General features: G+C 69.8%; 13 protein-coding genes and 1 pseudogene. 3 read left to right on the top strand and 11 right to left on the bottom strand.

Annotated features, from left to right (window positions below; translation table 11 throughout):
* The 4 genes from IPK24_17575 to IPK24_17560 are packed head-to-tail and all read right to left on the bottom strand — an operon-like array spanning position 1 to position 2540.
* Entirely contained in the window at positions 1-300 is a 300-nt protein-coding gene (locus IPK24_17575; GenBank protein ID MBK8077325.1) for an MmoB/DmpM family protein, read from the bottom strand.
* A gap of 37 nt (positions 301-337) precedes the next feature.
* A complete protein-coding gene (locus tag IPK24_17570; GenBank protein MBK8077324.1) occupies positions 338-742 on the bottom strand; it encodes a Rieske 2Fe-2S domain-containing protein in 405 nt (134 codons plus the stop codon).
* Positions 739-984, bottom strand: a complete 246-nt coding sequence (locus IPK24_17565; GenBank protein ID MBK8077323.1) for a toluene-4-monooxygenase system B family protein — start codon at positions 982-984, stop codon at positions 739-741. Before IPK24_17565 ends, IPK24_17570 begins: the two co-directional genes overlap by 4 nt.
* A 44-nt stretch (positions 985-1028) precedes the next feature.
* The gene (locus IPK24_17560) at positions 1029-2540 is read right to left on the bottom strand and encodes a YHS domain-containing protein (GenBank protein ID MBK8077322.1); all 1512 of its coding nucleotides are present in this window, start codon (positions 2538-2540) and stop codon (positions 1029-1031) included.
* 227 nt (positions 2541-2767) lie between these two features.
* Here IPK24_17560 and IPK24_17555 point away from each other — a divergent pair, with 227 nt between their 5' ends.
* Both IPK24_17555 and IPK24_17550 read left to right on the top strand, forming a co-directional pair.
* Positions 2768-3358, top strand: a complete 591-nt coding sequence (locus tag IPK24_17555) for an MEDS domain-containing protein (GenBank protein MBK8077321.1) — start codon at positions 2768-2770, stop codon at positions 3356-3358.
* Positions 3333-5024 (top strand): helix-turn-helix domain-containing protein, encoded by a 1692-nt coding sequence (locus IPK24_17550; GenBank protein MBK8077320.1) that lies wholly within the window; start codon positions 3333-3335, stop codon positions 5022-5024. The genes IPK24_17555 and IPK24_17550 overlap by 26 nt, the downstream gene beginning before the upstream one ends.
* A 141-nt stretch (positions 5025-5165) precedes the next feature.
* Here IPK24_17550 and IPK24_17545 read toward each other — a convergent pair whose 3' ends face one another.
* The 6 genes and pseudogenes from IPK24_17545 to IPK24_17520 all read right to left on the bottom strand — a co-directional run bounded on the left by IPK24_17545 (position 5166) and on the right by IPK24_17520 (position 11116).
* Entirely contained in the window at positions 5166-5711 is a 546-nt protein-coding gene (locus IPK24_17545) for an endonuclease V (GenBank protein MBK8077319.1), read from the bottom strand.
* Positions 5712-6000: 289 nt separating this feature from the next.
* Positions 6001-6618, bottom strand: a complete 618-nt coding sequence (locus IPK24_17540; GenBank protein MBK8077318.1) for a DUF1638 domain-containing protein — start codon at positions 6616-6618, stop codon at positions 6001-6003.
* Positions 6619-6697: 79 nt separating this feature from the next.
* A pseudogene (locus tag IPK24_17535) lies at positions 6698-8693 on the bottom strand (DUF4445 domain-containing protein).
* A gap of 1 nt (position 8694) precedes the next feature.
* A complete protein-coding gene (locus IPK24_17530; protein ID MBK8077317.1) occupies positions 8695-9579 on the bottom strand; it encodes a dihydropteroate synthase in 885 nt (294 codons plus the stop codon).
* Positions 9580-9644: 65 nt separating this feature from the next.
* Positions 9645-10319, bottom strand: a complete 675-nt coding sequence (locus tag IPK24_17525) for a corrinoid protein (protein MBK8077316.1) — start codon at positions 10317-10319, stop codon at positions 9645-9647.
* Positions 10316-11116 carry an IclR family transcriptional regulator gene (locus tag IPK24_17520; GenBank protein ID MBK8077315.1) on the bottom strand — a complete coding sequence of 267 codons (801 nt, stop codon included), beginning with the start codon at positions 11114-11116 and terminating at the stop codon, positions 10316-10318. Before IPK24_17520 ends, IPK24_17525 begins: the two co-directional genes overlap by 4 nt.
* 104 nt (positions 11117-11220) lie before the next feature.
* Between IPK24_17520 and IPK24_17515 the strand changes: the two genes are divergently transcribed.
* Positions 11221-12681, top strand: a complete 1461-nt coding sequence (locus IPK24_17515) for a trimethylamine methyltransferase family protein (GenBank protein ID MBK8077314.1) — start codon at positions 11221-11223, stop codon at positions 12679-12681.
* Positions 12682-12717: 36 nt separating this feature from the next.
* On the opposite strand, the gene IPK24_17510 is transcribed toward IPK24_17515, so the two are convergent.
* The gene (locus IPK24_17510; protein ID MBK8077313.1) at positions 12718-18012 is read right to left on the bottom strand and encodes a fibronectin type III domain-containing protein; all 5295 of its coding nucleotides are present in this window, start codon (positions 18010-18012) and stop codon (positions 12718-12720) included.
* Positions 18013-18056: the final 44 nt, after the last annotated feature.

The raw sequence follows: 18056 nt of genomic DNA, 5'->3' as shown, positions 1-18056 counted from the left end.
TCAGTCCTGCCTCTCCAGGTACCAGACGACCTCGTCGTCGCTTGATGTCATGCGGCCGGCGAACCCGGCCAGGGATGGTTCGAGCTGGTGCAGGCCGAAGCTGCGGCCCAGTTCCTCCTCCAGGCTGGCCCGGGTGAGCCGGCAGCGCCCGGGGGTGCCGATGCGGATGTAGCCGCCGGCGTCCTCGACGTCGACGTCGACGTCGGGATTGTCGATCTCGATGGCGGCGATCACGGCCTCGGCGAGCGCGGCGTCCAGGCCGCGAATGACCGGGCCCACCATCTTGGCGGGGGTTGGCATGGTGGTCCTCTCCCTTGGGCGGGAACAGATTGCGGGGCTAGTCGCCCTCGAAACGGTTGTGGTGACGGGTGCCGTCCTGCGGGATGCCGACGACGACCTCGCCGTCCTCGCGCACCTGAACCGGGTACTCGTAGAGCCGACACCCGGTCGGGTTCAGGCCCGCGCCGGAGGTCAGGTCGAACTCCCACTTGTGGCCTTGGCAGAGCAGCACATTCGTGTCGGGGTCCCAGGTGCCGTCGGCGAGCAGGATCTCCTGGTGGGGACACATCCCCTGGAACGCCTTGACCGGGCCGCCGAGCAGGTGGGCGAGCAACACCGGCTCGCCCTCCAGCTCGACGTCGAGAATGTCGCCCTCCCACAGGTCATCCGCCGTGGCGGCGCTGACCCAGGTGATGTCGGAACCCTTCTGGTTGTGCTGGGTCTGCGAGATCTGCTCGCTCATGCGTAGACGACCTCGAGGACCTCCATGGGCGTGGCGCCGAGACCGGCGAGGGTGGCCTCGTCGTCCAACAGGTTGCCGCGGTAGCGCACCTTCAGCGGTCGCTCCTGGGCCGGAACCCGCTTGCCCACACCGTGATAGGCGATCTTCTCGGCCACCACGGTCATCGGGTCGGTGTCGTCGACGGGCACCAGGACGACGACGAAGTCGCCCTCGACGATGCCCTGGATCGGGAACAGTGCCATGGTGTGTTCTCTCCGTTCCGGTTCAGGTCCGGGTCAGGTCCGGGTCAGGCCGACTTGCGCGGGGCGGACGGCTTGGGGTGTGCCCAGGCGTAGTCGGTACCGTCGACGCCGCACTCCTCGGGGGACAGGCCCATGTAGGCCAGGGCGCCCTCGATGGTCGGCGGCTGGATGATGCCGCCGAGCAGCCGGTCGATGATCGACAGGTGGCCGGCGAACTGCTCGGGTGCCTGCTCGAAGACCCACTGGCACGGCTCGGAACAGAACGTGTAGCGGCGTCCGCCGTGATCGAGCTGCCGGGGCAGCGGGCTGTCGAGGTGACCGCCCGCGTAGCCCGCAGGGGTGCAGACCGGCACCTGGCAGCTGTTGCACACGATCGGGAAGGTCTCGGGCAGACTCAGTTCGGGGTGCCCGGCCCGGATGTTGTCGCCGATGACATCCCAGTAGCGGCCGAACGAGTCGTTCCAGCCGGGGTACTTCTCCTCCAGCCAGTCGCGCTCCTCGGGCGCGACGCCGCCGACCGGGTTCCACCACACGGTGGGCCGCCAGAACCACACCCCGAGGTGGTAGGCGTGGTGCACCCAGTTCATCTCGTTGAGCAACTGGTCCCAGTACCAGGGCTTCTCGAGCCCGAAGTCGCGGAACTGGTCGATGAACTGCTTGTTGATGAACTCCTCCATGAACTCCTTGAAGGAGTGCGTGCGGTGTTCGATCGGGGTGTAGTAGTCCATCGACAGACCGGTCAGCAGCGAAAACAGCTTCCAGGCGCGCCAGAACATGCGGTCCAGCAGGTTCTGCGCGATGTCGCCCTTGCCGGCCTTCGTCAGCACCTTGAGCGTGGGCTCACCCTGCTGAGCATGCCGGGCCTCGTCGGTCTGGATCGAGGAGATCAGCGCCCCGAAGTCGAGGTCACCGACCTTCATGGCGTCCGCGGCCATACCCAGGAACTGCAGGTTGGTGAAGCCGGTCTCGAAGGTGAAGGTCAGCTGGATGGCCATCGAGACGGCGTCGTTCGCGGTGAACATGTCGTCGAAGACGTGGCGGGCGGCGATGATGCCCCACTCGTTGGTGTGGTACGCCTTGTGCGCCCAGTCGAGCCGCGGCTCCTTGGCCAGTGCCTGGTAGGGGAAGTACGTCTGCAGCTGCCCGTGACGGGTCTCGTCGAGGGTGCCGTAGGTCGCCATGTTGCGCCAGGCCGCGGCCCGGCCGAAGCGGGCCATCCGGGCCTCGCCGATCCCGGCCTGGTACTCGGCCACCGCGATCGCGCCGTAGTGCGCCAGGACGGCGGCCTTCCAGCCGGGTTCGAGGTTCTCGAAGATGTTCGAGCGGCTGATCACGTTGTTCACCGAGAACAGGCCCTGGTCCTTGCCGGCCTGGTTGTGGACGTACTCGGTGTAGGAGATCTTGTACGGCTCGTCCCACGCCCACCAGTCCTCGGCCGGCACACCGAAGCTGTTCGACAGCTGCGGCGGGAAGGCCTCGTCCTCGGTGACGTAGGTCAGGTCCCAGTTCATGTCGCGAGTGAGGTCGTACCACTCGGACCGCGGCAGGCGCGGCATCGCGGCTCCTTCCGATCGCCTGCGCCGCCAGCGGCGCAAGGTCACCTGTGCGCCGGATGGTCAGCGCCCCCTGAGGATCGGTAGTGCCCCCGGGGCGACGCCATGCCCTGGCAGGGCCGATCTCGGCGGAAATCTGGCCGCTGCCGGCTGTGTTTCGGTGCGCGGAACGCTCCCTCGACGACGGCGGGAACGCCTGTTACATTCCGCGCACCCAGAGGAGGCAGGCCATGACCGCGAGCGCGACCGCCACCGAGTTCGTGCCGGGCGATCACGTCTGCGGCTTCTACTACGGCGAGGACGAGCGCGACGCGATGCTGTTGCCGTTCCTGCGCGACGGCCTGCTCGAGGGCGACAAGTGCCTCGTGGTGGTCGACTCCACCGCGCCGGAGGACGTCATGGCCGGCATCGGTGGGACGGCGGACTCGCTCGCCTCCGGCCAGCTGGAGTTCTACGACGCCGAGCAGACCTATCTGAGCTCCGGTGCGTTCGACGCCGAACGCATGATCGCGTTCTGGGAGGACCGGGCGCGGGGCATCGCCGAGGAGGGCCGGTTCAGTTTCTCGCGGCTGGTCGGGGAGATGTCGTGGCTCGAACGAGTGCCGCCGCCCCGGGGGTCGGTGGTGCGCTACGAGTCCTGGGCCGATGGCTTCGCCACCCGTTATGCCCAGACCGTGCTCTGCCTGTACGACCTGCGCCGTCTGGGCAGCGGCATCCTCATGGACCTGATGCGGACCCATCCGAAGTTGTTGCTCGGTGGCCTGGTGCTCGAGAACCCGCACCACATCTCGGCGGATGAGTTCGACGCGGCTCGGGATTGACTCCCTGAGCGAGAACGAACTCGTTCTGCGCGAGCAGCTCTCGAGTCTGCGAGGGCTGCTCGCCCTGTCGATGCTGATGACCGACCGTCGGCACGAGGACGAGATCATCCTGCTGGTGACCAGCGCGGTGCCCGCGCTGGTACGGGCGCGGCCGGTCGGCGTCCGACTCACCGCGCGTGATGCGGTGCGCTGGTACGCCACCACGGGTGCCTTCGACGCCGCCGTGGTGCGGGCCGAGGTGGCGGCCCAGCTCCGTGGGCTGCCGGTCACCGGAGGAGCTCTGATGGTGACCGGCCTGCCGTGGGTGTGGGCGTTGACCTTGCGCAGCCAGGACGAGCGGATCGGGCATCTGGTGGTGGCCGCCGACGAGCCACCCTCACCGGACGACATGCTGCTGTTGCGTTCGCTGGCCCAGCAGACCGGGATCGCGCTGGCCAACGCCCGGCTGCTCTCGAGCCACCAGCAGGCCAACGACGACCTGGCCCGAACCGTCGCGACGTTGCGGCATCAGACCGCCATCCACGACCGCTTCACCCAGGTCGCCCTCACCGGGGGCGGGCGCGCGGGCATCGTCACGGCGTTGTACGAGTTGACCGGGCTGGCCGCCAGCATCGAGAACCGGGCCGGCGATGTGCTGGCCTGGGCCGGCCCGGACGCCGACGTCCCGCCGCACTCGGAGCTGCCCGGACGGCGCGACCGGATCGTGCAGCGGGCGATTCGGGCGGGTCACCCGATCCGGATCGACGGACGGCTGCTCACCGTCGCCCGGCCCCGCTCGGACGTGGTGGGGGTGTTGAGCCTGATCGACCCGGACGGCGTGGCGGGCGAACAGGAGACGGTCGCCGTCGAGCATGCCGCCACGGTGCTGGCGATCGAGCTGGCCCGGCTGCACAGCCTGGCCGAGACCGAGCTGCGGCTGGGCCGTGACCTGGTGGCCGACCTGGTGGCCGGTACCGATGCCCAGGCGCACGAGCGGGCGCAGGCGCTGGGGCATGACCTGCGTCGTCCGCACCGGGTGCTGGTGATCCAGGGGGGCCGCCGATCCTCACCGGACGAATTGGTGCTGCGGGTCCGTGAGGCGCTCACCGGCGCGAGGGCTCGGCGCGAGGAGCCGCCGCCGTTGCTGATGCAGACCGCGCAGACCGTGGTGGCCCTGGTCGCCGAGGTGCCCGGCGCTGAGGATCTGGGCGAGGTGTTGGTGCGGACGCTCGGCCCCGGGCACCTGATCGGCGTGGGTGGGCGGTGCCGCGAGCCGCGCGACTTCGCGCGCTCTCACCGCGAGGCGCTGCTCGCGCAACGGCTCGGTACTCTCGGCGGGCGCACGGGCGGCGTCCGGCGGCATGACGATCTCGGGGTGTTCCAGCTGCTCGCGGACGCCGCCGACCCGGTGGTGCTCGAGACGTTCGTGCGACGGTGGTTGGGGCCACTGCTCGACTACGACGCTCGCCGCGGGGCAGACCTGGTCGTGACCCTGGCACGCTTCCTGGAGTGTGGTGGCAACTACGACGCGACGGCTTCTGAACTCGCCCTGGGCCGCAGCACGGTCCGCTATCGCTTGCGTCGCATTCGTGAGCTGAGCGGCCTCGACCTCGCCGACCCCGACACCCGCTTCAACCTGCAGCTCGCCACCCGGGCCTGGGCCACCCGCCGCGCCCTGGCCGAGTAGCCATCCCCTTCGGCTACGTCACCCCACCAAACCCGCTCATGCTCCGTGGGTGACACCTCGATGCTCCGCGGGGACCGCCCGGAAGCGTCCTCTGCGGAGCATGGACGGGCGGCTGCGGAGCATGAGCGGGTTGGGTGGGGTCTACCAGCCGGACCCGTGGGTCGTGGGCGACACGTTCCCTCGGGCCAGGGCATCGACCCGCCGCAACGCATCGGGCAGCCGGAACGGCCCGGCCATGGCCGTCACCAGATCAGCCGCCTGGTCGAGGTCGAGGCCGGCCGCGGTGACGTACAACGGTCGGGTGGCAGACCCGCGCCGGATGGCGACAGCGTGTGTTGCGGTGGCGAACGCCGTCTTGGCGACCCCGATCACCGGGACGTCGAACCGGGCGTGGGCATGAGCGCCCAGCCCCGGGCGCCCCTGCGGATCCAGGTCGACGTAGCCATCGACCACCAGCAGGCCCGGTACGTGCCCCACGAGCACCGCGTGGACGGCGGGCAGCTCTCGCTCGTAGAAGTGGCCCGGTCGGTAAGGGCTCACCTGGTCGACCGTCACCACGTACTCGCCGGTGATCCGGGCGAACCGCGCGTCCTCGGCCATGACCAGCGCGGCGCGCGCACCGCCGTCCGGCAGGTAGTGCACGTCGACTGCGCCATACCCCGGTTGCCGGGGGCTCTCGGCTGTCACGGGCGTAGCTCCTCTCGACCTGGTCGAACCGGCCGAGTCATGTGATCACAGCCGGCTCGGGTCATCACTGCATCAGCGGTGCAGAGACTGTGCTGGGGTTCGTGCACTGTGCCCGGGCTGGTGTCACTGTGGCACTGGCATATCGGCACACCAGTGCCCTGCCACCGCATGAGTGCCCTGCCGGGTGGATCAGTGCTCGGTCTTCGTGATCGCCGAGAGGCCGAGGGATCCCTGCCAAGTGCCTCGGGGATCGTGCCGCTCGACGGTGCGGATCGGCCCACGGAATTCGTCACACCAGCCGAGCCAACTCTGCCTCGAGTCCGACTTCGCCCGTGACCATCACCTCCAGCGGCAGCCCCATGATCGCGGCCGCGGCCTGGGCGGCCTCGCGCAACTCGGGGGTGGGGTGCTGCGCCAGCCAGACCACGCGGGTGTAGTGGCGGAAGTAGTCATCGCGCAGCTCGGGGTGACGATTCATTCCGAGCTCGACGACCACGCTGCGCCGGAACGAGGCCGCCAGGTAGTCGGTGAGCAGATAGGTGCCGGGCTGCTCCGCCAGCAACGCCTCGATCCGTTCCGGGCCGGCGAACACGTCGTAGCAGTGCGCCCCGCGTAACCGGGGGATCGCGAGGCGCGCGCACACGTCGTCCAGGGCGCCGTAGGTGCCGCAATCGGCGTAGGCGACGGCCACGCGCCGTCCGGCCTCGAGCAGGGACGCCGCGAGCTGCTCGACCTCGCCCGCGATCTTGGCGGGGTGGTTGTGCAGCAACGGCGGCAGCGGTCGGACCTCGATCGCCCAGCCGCGTGCGGTCGCCACGCGCGCGACGCCCTGGGCAATGGCGCCGCACGCGATCACCACAACCGGCTCATACTCCGCAGGTGTCGTGCTGACAGCGCTGTCAGCCATCGATATCGCGGTCTCTGCGGAGCATGGCGCGTCACCTGCGGAGCATGAGCGGGTTGGGGTGGGGGGTTCGGGGGAGGGGTCAGTGGGGGAAGGCGAGCTGGTCGACGAAGAGGTCGTTGAAGTCGGCTCGGTCGGAGAGTTCGACATAGCGCACCTCGTCCAGCAGTCTGCGGGCGCCTTCGCGTTCGCGGATCGAGAGCAGGGTCATCTTGGCGCCCTCACCGGCCACGTTGCCCGCGCTGACGATGCGCACCACCGGCACCTTGGGCACCAGGCCGATCCGGACGGCGTTGGCCGCCGACAGGTACGAGCCGAACGAGCCGGCCAGCAACACCTGCTGGACGTCGGCCACGCCGGCGCCGTACTCGGCCAGCAGCAGGTTCCAGCCGGTGGCGATCGCGGCCTTGGCGAACTGCAGCTCCCGGACGTCGCGCTGCGACAGGTAGATCGCGTGCTCGACATCGCCGGCCTCACCGGACCAGTGCAGGACGAAGACCCGTTCGCCACCTTCGAGTTCCACCAACCGGTCGGCCAGGCCCGGGATCACCGGCCGGGCGGCCTCGGTGGTGAGCAACCGGCCGGAGGAGTCCAGCAACCCGACCGCGACCAGTTCGGCCACGGCATCGACCAGCCCGGACCCGCACAACCCGACCGGGTTCGACGTCCCCGATCACCTGCAGCGCGACGCCGTCCGGGCTGAGCTTGACCACCTCGATGGCGCCGTCCGCCGCGCGCATGCCACAGCGGATCGAGGCGCCTTCGAACGCCGGGCCGGCCGGTGCCGCGGTCGAGAGCAACCGGGTCGAATCGCCCAGCACGATCTCGCAGTTGGTACCGACATCGATGAACAGCCGCAGCCGCTTGTCGCGGTCCATGCCCGAGGCCAGCATGCCCGCCACGATGTCGCCGCCGACGTAGGCTCCGAGGGAGGGGAACAGATAGGCCCGGGCCCGCGGGTGCACGTGGGCCTCGGTCAGCCCGAGCTCGCTCGCGAGCAGGTCGGGGAATTCCTTGCTGGACATGACGAATGGCGCCACCCCGAGCGGCTCGGGGTCGATACCGAGCACCAGGTGGGCCATGGTGGCGTTGCCCGCCAGGGCGACCTCGTACACCCCGGACGGCGCGACGCCGGCCTCGGCGCAGACCTCACCGGCGAGTTCGGCCAGGGTGTCGCGGGCGGCCTGTTGCAGCCGGCCGAGGGCGTCCGGATCGAGCATGGTGGCGCTGATCCGGCTGATCACATCGCCACCGAACGGTTGCTGCTTGTTGAGCATCGAGCGCACAGCGGCCGGGGTGCCGGTGCTCAGGTCGAGCAGGGTCGCCACCACCGTGGTGGTGCCCAGGTCGAAGGCGATGCCGTAACGGGTCGCCGTGGTGTCGCCCGGCTCGACGTCGATCAACACCTCGTCGACGATCACCGCCGTCACCTTGAAGTCGTTCTCGCGTAACACCTTCGGCAACCGCCGTACCGCATACAACTCGGGCCGGGGCTCGAGGTCGTCGATCGCCGCCAACAACCGCTCGACGTCGGTGCGCTGGTCGGCCAGGCTCGGTTCGTCCAGCTCGACGTAGCGCTTCTGGACGGCCGGCCGCAGGATCACCTGTCGGCCCACACCCACCGTGGCAGCCTTCGGCCGGGTGAGCAGCGGCGGCACCTCGACGGTCAGATCGTGCTGGGCCGCAGCCAGACACGCCAGCCGCCAGCCCTGGCGCAGCTGATCGGGGGAGAAGGCCCGCGGGTCGAGCCGCGACACCGGTACCGAGCCGCCGATCACTCGCACCTTGCACTTGCGGCACGTGCCGTGCCCACCACAGGTCGAGTCGATCGCGATGCCGTTCCAGCTGGCGGCGTCGAACACCGTCACCCCGGCGGGCACCCGCACCTCGCGGTCAGGGCCGGTGTTGCCCTCGCCGGTGCGCACGAACGTGATCCGGGCCCGGCTGGGCTCGTCAGTGCCGGTCTCGTCGGGCGTCGCGTCGAGCAGGTGATGTGCCTCGGGGTGCTCGCCGAGCAAGCCCTCGCGCAGATATCGCTCGCGGTCGGGCTCGCTCGCGAGGGCCGCCGGCTCGGTCACGTCAGCCGGCTGCCGCGGCGGCAGCCGCCTCGGCGGCCTTCTGCTTGGCGCGGAAGGCTGCGATCCAGTTGGCACCCCACTCGTCGTTGCCCATCATCAGGTCGGCGGCCCTGATGGAGTCGACCATCTGCGGCGTGCGGGAGTCCATGATCGCGCTGGTCAGTCCGGCGTGCATCGCCATCGGCAGGAACGCCGACCCGAGCGCATGGCGCCCGGGCATGCCGAACGAGACGTTGCCGGCGCCCAGGGTGGTGTTCAGGTCGAGCTCGTCGCGGATCAGCGTGATCGCCTGCATGGTCCACTTGCCGTACTCGTGGTTGGCGCCCACCGGCATCGCGAGCGGGTCGATCACGATGTCCTCGATCGGGATCGCGTACTCCTTGGTCGCGATCTCGACGATCTTCTTGGTGATCTCCAGCCGCTTGGCCGGGTCCTCGGGGATCTCGTCCTCCTCGTTGGGCAGCGCGATCACCGCGGCGCCGTACTTCTTGACCAACGGCAGGATCGCCTCCAGCCGCTCGCGCTCGCCGGTCACCGAGTTCACCAGCGCCTTGCCCTGGTAGGCGGCCAGCCCGGCGTCCAACGCCTCGACCACGGAGGAGTCGATGCACAACGGCAGGTCGGTGAGCGACTGGATCAGCTTGACGGCGTCCGAGAGCAACTGCGCCTCGTCGGCCAGCGGGACACCCATGTTGACGTCGAGCATGGTCGCGCCGCCGGCCACCTGGGCGTTCACGTCCTCGATCACCCGGTGCATGTCCCCGGCGCGCAGTTCCTCCTGGAACTTCGGCCGGCCGGTCGGGTTGATCCGCTCGCCGATGATGCAGAACGGCTGGTCCGGGCCGATGACGACCTCACGCGTGGCCGAGCGCAGAACGGTGTGCATGTGCAAGAACTCCTTGTCGTGGAACGGCTTTCGCGAGAGGTGAGTGAGTGGCGGCGTGAGCAGGGTCAGGCGGGCACGGCGGCGCGCTTGCGCTGGATCAGGTCCTTGGCGCGGCGCACGGTGGTGGCGGCGTCCGGGGCGTACCCGTCGGCGCCGACCGCGTCGGCGTATTCCTGGGTCACCGGGGCGCCACCGACCATGACGATCACCGAGTCGCGCAGGCCGGCCTTCTCGAGCGCGTTGATGTTGGCCTTGAACATGGGCATGGTCGTGGTCAGGAAGGCGGACATGCCGACGATGTCGGGCTTGTACTCCTGGATGGCGGCGATGAACTTCTCCGGCGGCACCTGAACGCCCAGGTCGATCACGTGGAAGCCGGCACCCTCGAGCATGATGTTGACCAGGTTCTTCCCGATGTCGTGGACGTCGCCCTTGACGGTGCCCATCACGTAGGTGCCGACGGTCTCGGCGCCGGTGTTGGCCAGCAGCGGGCGCAGCAGGTCGAGGGCGGCGCTCATCGCCTTGCCGGCGATCAGCATCTCGGGGACGAAGAAGTCACCCCGCTCGAATCGGGCGCCGACCTCTTCGAGAGAGGGGATGAGGGCGTCGAACAGCAACGATTCCGGGGTCATGCCGATCTCGAGGCCCTGCTGGGTCAGTTCGATCACCCGGGGCTTGTTGCCCACCAGGGTTTCGTCATACAGGGCCTTCAACAGGTCGGCCTGCGCGGCGTCGGTCATGCGGCTCCTACCTTTCGAGAGAACCCGAGATGTATGGACACGGAGAGTGCCTGCTCGGCGACGAGTGCGCCGAGCGCCGGCAGGCGTTCTGCCGGAATTCGAGCGGTCGGTCCGGAGACCGACAGTGCCCCCACCACGGTGCCATCGGGTCCGCGCACGGGCGCGGCGACCGCGACCAGACCCACTTCCAGTTCTTCCGCGGCGATCGCCCATCCCCGGCGACGTACCACGGCCACATCGGACTCCAGCCCGGCCCGGGTGACGATCGTGGCCGGCGTCCGTGCCTCGAGCGGCCCCTCGGGCAGAGGGATCCGCCCGAAGGCGTAGAAGATCTTGCCCAGGGCTGAGCAGTGCGGTGGCACTTCGACGTCGACCCAGCTGGTGGCACCCAACAGGTATCGGCCGTCGGCCTGGGATACCTGTACCACGACGCCGCCCCGGGGGACGGCGAAGTTTGCGGTTTCACCGGTGGTCCCGGCGAGTCGGTCGAGGGCCGGCTGGGCGAGTTCGGCCAGGTCGTGCAGATGGCTGCCGGCGTTGTGGCGGGCAGCGTAGAGCGCGAACAGGGCTCCCGGGCGGAACAGGCCGTCCCGATCGCGCTGCACCAACCGGTTGCGTTCGAGGGCCTGGAGCAGTCGTGAGGTGGTCGATTTGGCCAGGCCGAGTTCGTCGACCAGCGAGGTGAAGCTGCGCGGCTCGCCCGACGCGACGATCAGGTCGAGCAGCGCGGCGGCGCGATCGACGGCCTGGCTGCCGGCGGTCGAGCCGGTCGGCTGGCGCGTCGAGGACTGTTCCATATCATGGAACCGTTGTTTCACGACGAAAGCGTAGGATCGGCCCTCGTCCGAGGTCAAGCACGACCGCACAAGCGCCCCTACTCCATCGAGTCGAAGGAGCCCCGATGTTCCGAAACACCATGCCGCGCTACGAGATCCTCTCGCAGGAGTCGCTGGCGGTGCTGGACTCCGGGTGGCGCCGGCTGGTGTCCGAGATCGGCGTGGAGTTCTGCTCCGACCGCGCCCTCGACCTGTTCCGAGCCGCCGGGCAGACGGTCGAGGACCAGAACGTGAAGTTCGACCCCGACTTCATCCTCGAGCAGGTCGCCAAGGCGCCGCACGAGTTCGACGTCCAGGCCCGAAACCCCGCCAATTCGGTGCACATCGGCGGCGATGCCATGGTCTTCGGGGGTGTGTACGGCCCGCCCTTCGTCCGCGAGGGCGACGTGCGCCGGGACGCCACGATGGACGACTTCCGCAACTTCACCCGTCTGGCCCAGTCGTTCTCGGGCCTGGATTCCGCCGGTGGGGTGATCTGCGAGCCCAACGATGCCCCGCTCGACAGTCGTCACCTGGACATGATCTACGCGCTGCAGACCCTGACGGACAAGATCTACATGGGCAACGTGGTCAGCGGGGTCAATGCCCGGGACACCCTGGCCATGACCGAGATCCTGTTCGGTGGCGGCAAGGGCCGTGAGGCCGGCCGGGCCTCGATCGAGAAGACCCCGGCGACCATCTCTCTGATCAACTGCAATTCGCCCTTGCGCTGGGACGACCGCATGCTCGACTCGCAGTTCGAGTACAGCGCGGCCAACCAGCCGGTGGTGATCACGCCGTTCCTGCTCATGGGCGCGATGTCGCCGGTCTCGATCCCCGCCACGCTGGCCCAGCAGATCGCCGAGGCCCTCACCGGCATCACCCTGTCGCAGCTGATCCGGCCGGGCAGCCCGGTGATCTTCGGGTCGTTCCTGTCGAACATCGACATGCAGTCCGGCTCACCGCAGTTCGGCACTCCCGAGTCGGCGATGGGGCTGCTCTGCACGGGTCAGATCGCCCGCCACTTCGGGCTGCCGGTGCGTTCGGGCGGCGGCTTCACGTCGTCCCAGGTGCCCGACGCCCAGGCCGCCTACGAGGCGTTGATGACGATGTGGCCGACGTTCCTGGCGGGCATCAACTGGGTGATGCACACCGCCGGCTGGCTCGACGGTGGGCTGGTGGCCTGTTACGAGAAGTTCGTCATCGACATGCAGATCCACGAGATGTTGCAGCACACCTTCACGCCGATCGAGTTCTCGCAGGAGACCCTGGCCTTCGGTGCTCACGCGGAGGTCGGCCACGGCGGGCACTTCCTCGGCGCCGAGCACACGATGGAGCGGTTCCGCACCTGCTTCTACCGGCCGTTCCTGTCCAGCTCGGACAACTATGACCGCTGGATGCGTAACGGTGCCAAGGACGCTGCGGCCCGCGCCTCCGATGTCTGGCACGCCAAGCTCGACGCCTACGAGCAGCCCCCGATGGACGATGCGGTGCGCGAGGAGCTGGAGGCCTACGTGACGGTGCGGCGGGCCGAGTTGGGCGACTGAGCCGGCTTTCCATCAGAGCGTCCGCCGGTCCGAGGATCAGTACGGCGTCACGGCATTGGACCCCGCCGAGACCGTGCCGATGCCGACGGCGTTGGTTGCGGTGACGGTGAAGGTGTAACTGGTGCCGTTGGTCAGGCCGGTGACCGTGCAACTGGTGGCACCGACCGTGGTGCAGGTCTTGGACCCCGGGCTCGACCTGACCGTGTAGCCGGTGATCGCCGACCCGCCGTTCCAGGACGGCGCCGTCCAGGACACGGTGGCCTGGGTGTTGCCGCCCGTGGCGACGGGGGTGCCGGGTGCGGCCGGGGTGAGTGTGGTGGCCCACTTGCGGCCCAGGTACTCGTCGATCTGGCGGCGTTCGCCGGTGGTGAGGGTGCGGGAGAAGACGATGATCTCGGGGACGGGTCCTTGCCAGTAGCCGCCGCCCCAGCTGGCGCGGCCGATCTCGGCGGCGGTCGTGGTGGTCACGAAGTCGTAGCTGGTGGCCGAGCCGTAGTCCGCGCCGTTGGCGGCCGAGCGGTTGGCGGCCGTGGCGGCCTCGACGGCGACCTCGGTCAGCGTTCCGGCGATCCAGTTGATGCCCGGCTGGGTGACACCGCCGCCGCCGTTGTCGTAGGTCACCGTCGTGCCGCCCTTGAACAGGGTGCGTTTGGTTCCGGTGCCGTCGGTGCCCCACCAGACCACGTCCCCTGCGGCATAGGTGGCATCGGTGGTGGCGGCGAGCACGAACAGGGTGCTCGTGGTGCGCGCGGTGGGAAGTTTGCCCACGGTGAGGCTGAGGTAGCTGCTGCTGCCGTTGAGGTTGACCACCGAGCGTCCTGCGATGGTCGTCAGCCCCGGCCGGTTTCCGGCGGTGGGCTGGGTGGCGTGGTTGGTGTTGCCGGACTTGTCGCTCCAGCAGCCGACGGTCGTGGTGGCCGCTGCGCCGGTACACGTGGAGTCGGCGTACTGCGTCGCTGGGTCGGCGCCGTCCAGCCAGAGTGTGAAGTTCGCCCCGGACATGATCGTCGCCGGGTAGGGGACGACGGTGGCCGAGCTCGACGCCGCTCCGGTGCCCATCGCGTTGGTGGCGGTCACGGTGACCGAGTAGGTGATGCCGTCGACCAGGCCGGTGAGGGTGCAGGGGCTGGACGCCGCGGTGCAGGTGCGGGTGGTCTGGCCGCTCGCGGTGGCGGTGGCCGTGTAGGAGGTGATGGCGCTGCCGCCGTTGGAGGCGGGTGCGGTCCAGGCCACGGACGCCTGCCCCGAGGTCGTGGTGCTGGCTGTTGCGGTGACGCCGGTTGGCGCGCCGGGGACGGTGGTCGGGGTGAACGATGCGGACGCCGCTGACGCGGGGCCGGTGCCGACACTGTTGGTGGCGGTGACCGTGACCGTGTAGCTGGTGCCGCTGGTCAGGCCGGTGATGGTGCAACCGGTGGACGCCGTGGTGCAGGTGCCGCCGCCGGGCGAGGCAGTCGCGGTGTAGGAGGTGATGGCCGCGCTGCCGACGAGGGCGGGGGCCGCCCACGAGACGGTGGCGGAGCTGTTGCCGGGTGTCGGGGTGACGGTGGTGGGTCGGTCGGGGGCGAGGGCGACGGCGTGGAAGAGCGTCCAGTTGGCGGCGGCGAGAACGCCCTGGCTGAGGATGCCGGGGACCTGGGTGGGGGTGGTGCGGTTGGTGAGGTCCCCGAGGCCGAGTTGGCCGAAGCCGTTGGAGCCCCAGCACCAGGTGGTGTCGTCGGTACGGGTGGCACAGGCGTGAGAGCTGCCGACGCTGACGGTGTTCCAGGTCGTGACGCCGCCGCTGACCTGCACCGGGCTGGTGCGTTGCGTGGTGGTGCCGTCGCCGAGCTGGCCATGGCTGTTCAGGCCCCAGCACCACAGGGTGCCGTCGGTACGGGTGGCGCACGCGGAGTTGCCCCCGGCGGCGACCCGGCTCCAGGTGGTGACGCCGACGCTGACCTGGACCGGGCTGTTCTGGGGTGAGCTGGTGTTACCGATGCCGACCTGACCGGAGGTGTTCACCCCCCAGCACCACAGGGTGCCGTCGGTGCGGACGGCGCAGGTGACGTTGCCCCCGACCGAGACGTTCGCCCAGCTGGCTCCGGGGGAGACCTGGACGGGGCTCAGCTGATTGTTGAGGTCGCCTTGGCCGATATAGGCGTGGCCCCAGCACCACAGGCTGGCATCGGCGCGGATGGCGCAGGTGATCTCGGTTCCGGCGGAGACGCTGGCCCAGGTGGTGCCGGTGACCGCGGTGGGGGCGGGGTGGTCGGTGTAGTCCCCGCTGCCCTGCTGACCGAAGCCGTTGTCACCCCAGCAGTACAGGGTGTGGTCGCTGCGGACGCCGCAGCCGTGGTTGGAGCCGTGGGCGACGCCGGTCCACGTGGTGGCGGCGCCGATCTGGGTCGGGCTCGGGCGGTTGATCGTGCTGCCGTCCCCCAGGTCGCCGGTGGCATTGTTGCCCCAGCACCACAGCGTGCCACCGGTGATACCGCAGCCATGGTCGGCTCCGCCGCCGAGGGTGGTCCAGGTACTCGTGGCACCGATCTGGCGTGCCCGGGTCTCGGGGTCCAGGCCGAGCTCGCCATAGTCGTTGCTGCCCCAGCACCACAGGGCGCCCGTGGCGCGCAGTCCGCAACTGGCGTCGTAGCCGGCGGCCAGGGTGGTCCAGGTGGAGCTGAGTTGGGTGGGGCTGGTGCGACGGGTGGTGGTGGCGTCGCCGAGTTGGCCCGAGCTGTTGTAGCCCCAGCACCAGGCGGTGCTGTCGGTACGGGTGGCGCAGGCATGGTCGTCCCCGGTGGTGATGCTGTTCCAGGTCGTGACGGCGCCGGTGACCTGGCTGGGGCTGGTCGGGCTGGTGGTGTTGCCTTGACCGGTGGCGCCGTCGCCGCCGTAGCCCCAGCACCACAGGGTGCCGGTGGTTTGGGTGGCGCAGGTGAACACACCCCCGGCGGACACGTTCGCCCAGGTGGTGGCGGCACCGACCTGCAGCGGCGTGGTCTGGGCGGTGTACGCGGAGGTGCCGTTGCCGAGTTGGCCGAAGCTGTTGTAGCCCCAGCACCACACCGTGTGGGTGGTGCGGGTGGCGCAGGTGTGCGTGCCGCCCGCCGACACGCTGCTCCAGGTGGTGGCACCACCGCTGACCAGGGCGGGGCTGGTCTGTTGGGTGGTGTTGCCGTTACCGAGTTGCCCGGAGGAGTTGAGGCCCCAGCAGTACAGGGTGCCGTCGGTGCGGGTGGCGCAGGTGAAGGAGTCACCGGCATCGACGGTGGCCCACACCGTGCCGGTGACCTGGGTGGGGGCGTTCTGCATCGTGGTGCTGCCGATGCCGAGTTGTCCGGTGCTGTTGGAGCCCCAACACCACAACGTGTTGTCGGTGCGGGTGGCGCAGGCATGGGTGTTGCCGACCGTCACCGCGTTCCAGGTGGTCGCAGATCCGATCTGCACCGGTACGGCATGCGTGGCGTAGTCGCCTTGCCCGAGTTGGCCCGAGTCGTTCGTGCCCCAGCACCACAGGGAGTGGTCGCTGCGCAGGCCGCAGGTCGACGTCTTCCCGACGGCGAGGGAGGACCAGGTGGTGGCGGTGCCGATCTGTTGCGGCGACAACGGGGTGTTCAGGCCCAGGCCGAGCTGGCCGGCGTCGTCCAGCCCCGCCGAGGCCAGCAGATGAGCCATCGGAGTGGCACTCACGCTCGCCCCGGGTCCGGTGCCGGTGGTGTTGGTGGCGGTGACGGTGAGGGTGTAGGTGGTGCCGTTGGTGAGTCCGGTGAGGGTGCAGGTGGTGGTGGCGGTGGTGCAGGTGGCGCCGCCGGGGCTGGCGGTGGTGGTGTAGGAGGTGATGGCGGCGCCGCCGTCCCAGGTGGGTGGTGTCCAGGAGACGCTGGTTTGGGTGTTGCCGGGGGTGGCAGTGAGGCCGGTGGGTGCGTCGGGGGTGAGGGGGGTGGCCCATTTGCGGGCGAGGTATGCGTCGATGTGGCGGCGTTGGGTGGGGGTCGGGGTGGTGTTGAGGACGATGACTTCTTTGATGGGTCCTTTCCAGTTGGGTCCGACGCGGACGTAGCCGGCTCCGGTGGTGCTGTAGGGGTAGGTCTGGCTGATCGCGGGGCGGCCGTCGCGGATCAGGTCGTAGGTGCCGGAGGCGAACTGGGTGTCGACGATGTGGGTGGTGTTGGTGGTCCAGGTGCCGTCGGTGAGGGTGGGGGTGGAGCCGGCGTCGACGCTGATGGCGCCGGTGCCGGCGGCGTAGGTGATGTAGCGGCGTCCGCCGGTGATGCCGCTGCCCCAGAACAGGGCGCTGGTCGAGGGTGAGGTGGCGGGGGTGGTCTCGCTGGAGGCGGCGACCACGAAGGCGGTGGAGGCGGCGGTGCCGGTGGGTAGGCCGGTGGCGGCGTTGTGGAGCAGGTCGTCGCCGCCGTCGAAGACGGGGAGCAGGCGGTCGCTGCTGGTGGTGGCGGTGGGTTGGTTGGGGACGGTGGTCTCGGTGAGGTCGTTCCCGGCGGGTGATTGGTCGTTCCAGCAGGCCACCCGGTCGCCGGGGGCGGCAGGGGTGCTGCACGAGCTGTCGGTGAACAGTGCGGTGGGGGAGGCGGCGTCGACCCAGAGTTTCAGGGCCGAGGCGGACATGACCGCGGCGGGGTAGGGGATGGTCGTGATTGTGCCGGGGGTGCTGGTGCCGTTGGTGTTGGTGGCCGTCACCGAGATCGTGTAGGTCACCCCGTTGGTCAGGCCGGTGAAGGTGCAGGTCCGGGTGGCGGGGACGGTGATGGTGCAGGTCTGGGACGCCGGGGTGGTGGTGGCGGTGTAGGTGGTGATGGCGGTGCCCTGGTCGTCGGGTTGGGTCCAGGTGGCGGTGGCTTGGGTGTCCTCGGCGGTGGCGGTGACCACGGGTGGGTCGGGGACGCCGGGGCAGGGGGTGGTGGCGGTGGTGGTGGCGGTGGAGGTCCAGGTGCCGTGGCGGATGCGGACCTGGGGGGTGAGTTGGGTGGTGGGCACCGTCACGCTGGTGCTGGTGCCGCTGACGCCGGTGGCCAGGGTGGTGACGCCGTCGGTGATGTCGTAGGTGGCGCCGGCGCGCAGGCCGGCGGCGGGGGTCCAGGTGACCTGGCAGGTGGTGGGTGCGGTGCGGGTGGTGGTGACGCTGGTGGGGACCCAGGGGTCGAGTTGGGCGCTGCTCAGCGTCGTCCCACCGTTGGAGGTCTGCGCCGTGAACGCACCCTGGGTCGGCGACGAGAACAGGGCCACCAATCCCAGGAAGGCCAGACCGGCGCCCCACGCGACCAGCCTCCGCCGCGGCCGCGTGTCGGTGCCCCGAGCCCGGCGCGGGGACGCCGAATCGCCTCGGGCACCCACCACCTTGTTCCTGTCGACACCCCAGGGCTCCGACCTGAGCCCCG

The sequence above is a fragment of the Kineosporiaceae bacterium genome, assembly GCA_016713225.1.
Lineage (GTDB): Bacteria > Actinomycetota > Actinomycetes > Actinomycetales > Kineosporiaceae > JADJPO01.
Note: the sequence above shows the minus strand (reverse complement) of the source record. Positions and strands in the feature narration are given on the sequence as shown.